This window comes from Streptomyces sp. XM83C (genome assembly GCF_023072675.1).
Classification (GTDB): domain Bacteria; phylum Actinomycetota; class Actinomycetes; order Streptomycetales; family Streptomycetaceae; genus Streptomyces; species Streptomyces thermocoprophilus.
Genome location: NZ_JALLGL010000656.1, coordinates 1 through 529, shown reverse-complemented (window position 1 = coordinate 529; position 529 = coordinate 1). Strand labels below are relative to the sequence as shown.

Sequence of the window (529 nt, the reverse complement as noted above, 5' to 3'; positions counted from 1 at the left end):
CGGTGTCGGCCGAGCCGCGTGGACGACTCGATGCCTTTGCGGGCGATGCGGTGACGGATGCGACGCTCGCGAAGCCATTCCCGCAGGTGGTCGTAGTCGTAGCCCTTGTCGGCGTGGAGTTTGGCCGGGCGCCGGCGGCGCGGGCCGCGGCGGGAGCGGATGGGCGGGATCCCGCGCACGAGCGGTTCCAGGCCGAGGCTGTCGTGCAGGTTGGCGCCGGAGATGCCCAGCGACAGCGGCACGCCGTTCCGGTCGGTGATCAGGTGGATTTTCGATCCCGGTTTGCCGCGGTCGGTCGGATTCGGTCCGGTCAGTGGCCCCCTTTTGCCGCCCGGACGCTGACGGAGTCGATCGCGCACCGCGACCAGTCCAGCTCGCCCCGGGCGCCGAGTTCGTCGAGGATGACGCGGTGCAGCCTGGCCCAGACTCGGTCCCGGCTCCACTGGGCGAAGCGCCGGTAGACCGTGGGCCAGGCCGGCCCGAACACCGGTGGCAACTGCCGCCACGTGCAGCCCGAGGTGGCCACGAA

At 71.8% G+C, this 529-nt stretch carries 1 pseudogene; it reads right to left on the bottom strand.

The window, feature by feature from the left end:
* Nucleotides 1-529, bottom strand: a pseudogene (locus tag MTQ10_RS30955) (IS5 family transposase); the annotation flags it as partial.